Consider the following 4,414-nt stretch of genomic DNA (forward strand, 5'->3'; position numbering starts at 1 on the left):
ATGCGGCGCGGCCGCACCCGCCACAACGTATCGGGCCGGCCGTCGCTGTGCCGCTGGTTGAGCGCCACCAGATTGTGATCGTAAAGGCCGAAGGCGGTCGTTTCCATCAGCACGAGCTGGCCGCCGCTCTTCAACTTGGCCACGACTGCCTCGGCCCACTCCGCACCCTCTACACCGTCGACCTCGCCCGCGCGGTGGCGCAGCGACCCGCCGGGGTGCGTCCTGTCGTCGACAAGGACGACCGAGTGCCCGGCCGCCGCTGCGCCGGCCGCCGCGGCGAGGCCCGCCGGTCCGGCCCCTACCACCAGGACGTCGCAATCGTGGTTGACCTGGTCCGCGACCGGGCGCGGCTTCCAGTCAGGGTCGACGACACCAAGTCCGGCCATGGCGCGGATGCGCGGCTCGAACAGGTGCCAGTCCGGCCACATGAAGGTCTTGTAGTAGAAGGCGGCGGGCAGGAAGCGGGCGAAGCGGTCGAGCACCGCGTTGCGGTCGGCCAGCGCCGTCGGCAAAGCGTTGACGCTCTTGACTATGATGCCGTCGCTCGCAGGCACGGTCGTTGCCCGCGCATTCGGCACGCGACCGTCGGCGCCTTCGATATCGACCAGCGCGTTGGGCTCCTCCACACCGGAGCCCCAGATGCCGCGCGGCCGGTGATATTTGAAGCTGCGGCCGACAATGGCCTGGCCGCTCGCGAGCAAGGCAGAGGCGATCGTATCGCCAGCAAAACCCTCGACGCGCCTGCCGTCGAAGGTGAAGGCCAGCGGGCGGGCGCGATCGATGTCGCTGCCGCCATTGGCGAGACGGAACGCACTCATGCGCCGTGCTCCGCTTCGCCGAGCGCGCAAGAGCCCGACACCTTGTGATTGACGCTGTCGCGGCTCATCGCGAAGAACTCGCCGCAGGTCAGGTGCATCCAGATCTCGCGGGTTGGACCCTTCGGATTGTCGCGCATGTGGAGATAGCCGGCCCAGCGCTCGGCCGTCACATCGCCGCCATCGGGCCTCAAATTGCCGGCCTCGCCGCCGAAGTGAAATTCGCTTTCTTCGCGCGGCCCGCAGAACGGGCAGGGAAAGAGCTGCATCTTTTTCTACACCTTCAATGGGCAATGCCGGAGCCGGCCGCCTCGTCGATCAGCCGGCCGCGAGCGAAGCGGTCGAGATCGAAAGGCCGGCTGATGTCGTGGTGCGTGCCGGTGGCGAGCAGATGGGCAAGCAGCGTGCCGCCGGCGGGGATAGCCTTGAAGCCGCCCGTGCCCCAGCCGCAATTGAGGAAGAGGCCGGGCAGCGGCGATTCACCGATGATGGGCGAGGAATCCGGGACGACATCGACGATGCCGGCCCATTGCCGCATCATCTTCAACTGGCCGAAGATCGGATACATGTCGAGCATGCCGGCGATCACGCCCTCCAGCACCGGCAGATTGCCGCGCTGGGCATAGGACGGGATGCGGTCGAGCGCGCCGCCGATCACCAGTTCGCCCTTGTCCGACTGGCTGACGTACACACCCGTGTCCGGCGAGATCACCACTGTATCGAGGATCGGCTTGACCGGCTCGGACACACAGGCCTGCAGCGCGTAGGAGTTGATTGGCAGCCGAAATCCCGCCTTCGCCGCCAGCACCGACGAATGGCCGGCCACCGCCATTCCCGTGCGCTCGGCCCGGATTGCGCCGCGCGACGTGACGACACCACGGCAGCGTCCGTTCTCGATGATGAAGTCGGTGATCTCGCAATTCTGGATGATGTCGACGCCGAGACGGCTGGCCGCGCGCGCATAGCCCCAGGCGACGGCATCGTGACGGGCGGTGCCGCCGCTCGGCTGCCAGGTGCCGCCATAGACCGGGTAGCGGGCATCCGGGCCGAAATTGTAGATCGGCACGACGCGACGCACGTCCTCGACCGAGAACAGCTCGCAATCGATGCCGTTGACCCGGATGGCGTTGACCGACCGCGCGGCGGTTTCCATGCCCGCTTCGCTGTGCGCGAGGGTGAGGATGCCGCGCGCCGAAAACATCACGTTGTAGTTCAGGTCCTTCGAGAGCGTCTTGTAGAGGCTGTGGGCGAGCCCGTAGATCGCCGCGCTTTCGGGACAGAAGTAGTTGGAGCGCACCACGGTGGTGTTGCGGCCGGTGTTGCCGCCGCCGATCCAGCCCTTCTCGAGCAATGCCACGTTGGTGACGCCGTGGTTCTTGGCGAGATAATACGCCGTGGCGAGGCCGTGGCCGCCACCGCCGATGATGATGGCGTCATAGCGCGGCTTCGGCTCGGGCGAGCGCCAGGCCTTTTCCCAGCCGGTCTGGCCGGCGATCCCTTCCTTGAAGAGCGAAAGCGCTGAATAGTGTCTTGTCATGCACTCAAGCCCGCATCATCGCGTGATGGAGATTGCGTCGGTGCGAAGGGGATCGAAACGCTGCGTTGGGGTCCGGCGCCAAACTGGCGCAATCAACTTGCCCCCGCTCTCGAAGGTCCATGATCCATCCCGTTTCGCTGCGGATTGACGAAGGCCGTCGATCATCGCGGAGCCCGAACTTAGCTCGAATGGACACCTGTGTCCATTAGGGGCGAAGACAATCTACTATTCTTCAGTGTCGGGGTCGTTCATCAGCGCGTTTCCGGCGCAAGCATGCGCGTCACATGATCGGCGATCGCCAGGCTGGAGGTCAGCCCGGGGCTTTCGATGCCGAACAGATTGACAAGGCCCGCGACGCCGTGGGTCGCGGCACCCTGGATGACGAAGTCGCTGTTGGCTTCGCCCGGGCCGGAGAGTTTCGGCCGGATGCCGCTGTAGGCCGGCTGCAGACTGCCGTCGGGAAGGTGCGGCCAGTATTTGCGGATCGCGGCATAAAAGCGCTCGCCGCGCGCCGGATCGACGCGATAGTCGAGCACTTCGGTCCATTCGACGTCAGGTCCGAACCGGGCAGTGCCGCCAAGGTCGAGCGTCAGATGGACACCGAGCCCGCCCGGCTCCGGCACGGGGTAGACGAGCCGCGAGAAGGGCGCCCGGCCCGCCACCGAGAAGTAGTTGCCTTTGGCGCAGCGGAGCGTCGGCAGGTACCGACGGTCGAAACCTTCGAGCGAGCCAGCCAGCGCGACCGCTCCGAGGCCGGCTGCGTTGACGAAACGGGATGTGGCGATGCCGAAGCCTTCGCCGCTCGCCGTGTCTGTCGTCTGAAGCACGATGCGGTTGGCCTCGATACGGCCCGAAACGATGCGGGTGTTGAGCGAGAGCTTCGCGCCGCTTTCCTCGGCGTCGCCGAGTAACGTCAGCATCAAGGCGTGGCTGTCGATGATGCCGGTTGAAGGCGAGAGCAGCGCCTTCGTGCAATGCAGCGCCGGCTCGAGCGCCTGCGCTTCGGCTGCTGAGAGGAAACGCAGGTCGCCGGCACCGCAAGCGATGGCGCCGGCGCGGATGGCGGCAAGCACCGGCTCCTGCGCTGCGACGGTGGCGACGATCAGCTTGCCTGACCGCCGGTGCGGGATCGAGCGTTCCGCCGCGTAGCGATAGAGCGTATCGCGTCCGGCGACACACAGCCGGGCCTTCAGCGAGCCTTCAGGGTAATAGATGCCGGCGTGGATGACTTCCGAATTGCGCGAACTCGTCTCGGTGCCGATGGCGTCCGCCGCTTCGAGGATCAGCGTGTCGAGGCCTTGGGCCGCCATGTCGCGCGCGATCGCAAGACCGATCACGCCGGCGCCGGCAATTATGCAGTCGACCTGTTCCATGCTTAGTCCATTCGGTTACGCCAGCGACGCGCCACAGTTCAAGGATCATATCGCCCGTGTCCATCGGTGTCGGCGTTTATGTGCCGCGCCGCGACGTTGGGATCGGTCGCGGTCGGGGTTCGGATCGCATGGCGCTATCGATCGTGACACGGCGGCTCTTGCGGACCGGTTGCGCGGTGATGCATCAAACAGCCGACGCGAGGACGGAACCAGAGACTTCTCGACAAGCGAGACGGTCCTATCTTCGCTTGCATGCCCGCAGACAGGAGCCGTCATGGACGCCAGACCGAATTCCCCTGAAGCCCGCGATATCCGCTACCACATGCATGGCTACACCAACGCCCGCAAGCACCAGGAAACGGGTCCGCTGGTCATCGAAAAGGGCGACGGCGTCTATGTCGAGGACATCGCCGGCAACCGCTACATCGAGGCGATGGCGGGCTTGTGGAGCGTCGCGGTCGGCTTTTCGGAAAAGCGGCTGGTCGAGGCGGCCACAAGACAGATGTCCAAGCTGCCTTTCTACCATGACTTCGGCTCGAAGGCGCATTCGCCGCTGATCGACCTTGCCGAGAAGCTGGTGCAGATGGCGCCGGTGCCGATGAGCAAGGCCTATTTCACCAATTCCGGTTCCGAGGCCAACGACACGGCGATCAAGATGATCTGGTACCGGTCGAACGCGCTTGGCCAGC

Annotated in this window: 5 protein-coding genes; 1 reads left to right on the plus strand and 4 read right to left on the minus strand. The window is 65.7% G+C overall.

What is annotated here, in order from left to right; genetic code table 11:
* From EOA29_RS26605 to EOA29_RS26620, 4 genes are all read right to left on the minus strand, one after another.
* Positions 1 to 818 (minus strand): FAD-dependent oxidoreductase (locus EOA29_RS26605; protein ID WP_127221834.1); only part of this gene is annotated, 818 nt, incomplete at its 3' end.
* Positions 815 to 1,084, minus strand: a complete 270-nt coding sequence (locus tag EOA29_RS26610; protein WP_126092017.1) for a sarcosine oxidase subunit delta — start codon at positions 1,082 to 1,084, stop codon at positions 815 to 817. The genes EOA29_RS26605 and EOA29_RS26610, both read right to left, overlap by 4 nt.
* 14 nt (positions 1,085 to 1,098) lie before the next feature.
* Positions 1,099 to 2,352, minus strand: a complete 1,254-nt coding sequence (locus EOA29_RS26615; protein ID WP_126092018.1) for a sarcosine oxidase subunit beta family protein — start codon at positions 2,350 to 2,352, stop codon at positions 1,099 to 1,101.
* Positions 2,353 to 2,603: 251 nt separating this feature from the next.
* A complete protein-coding gene (locus tag EOA29_RS26620; protein ID WP_126092019.1) occupies positions 2,604 to 3,725 on the minus strand; it encodes an NAD(P)/FAD-dependent oxidoreductase in 1,122 nt (373 codons plus the stop codon).
* 274 nt (positions 3,726 to 3,999) lie between these two features.
* On the opposite strand from EOA29_RS26620, the gene EOA29_RS26625 reads away from it, so the two are divergent.
* Positions 4,000 to 4,414, plus strand: a 415-nt coding sequence (locus EOA29_RS26625) for an aminotransferase class III-fold pyridoxal phosphate-dependent enzyme (protein WP_127221835.1), incomplete at its 3' end; no start/stop codon positions are given.

Origin of the sequence: Mesorhizobium sp. M1E.F.Ca.ET.063.01.1.1 (assembly GCF_003998155.1) — a bacterium.
In the GTDB taxonomy this organism is placed as follows: domain Bacteria; phylum Pseudomonadota; class Alphaproteobacteria; order Rhizobiales; family Rhizobiaceae; genus Mesorhizobium.

Excerpts from the sequence above, each read along its gene's own strand:
- EOA29_RS26610 (WP_126092017.1), bottom strand. The coding sequence starts at position 1,084 with ATGCAGCTCTTTCCCTGCCCGTTCTGCGGGCCGCGCGAAGAAAGCGAA.
- EOA29_RS26615 (WP_126092018.1), bottom strand. The coding sequence starts at position 2,352 with ATGACAAGACACTATTCAGCGCTTTCGCTCTTCAAGGAAGGGATCGCC.
- EOA29_RS26620 (WP_126092019.1), bottom strand. The coding sequence starts at position 3,725 with ATGGAACAGGTCGACTGCATAATTGCCGGCGCCGGCGTGATCGGTCTT.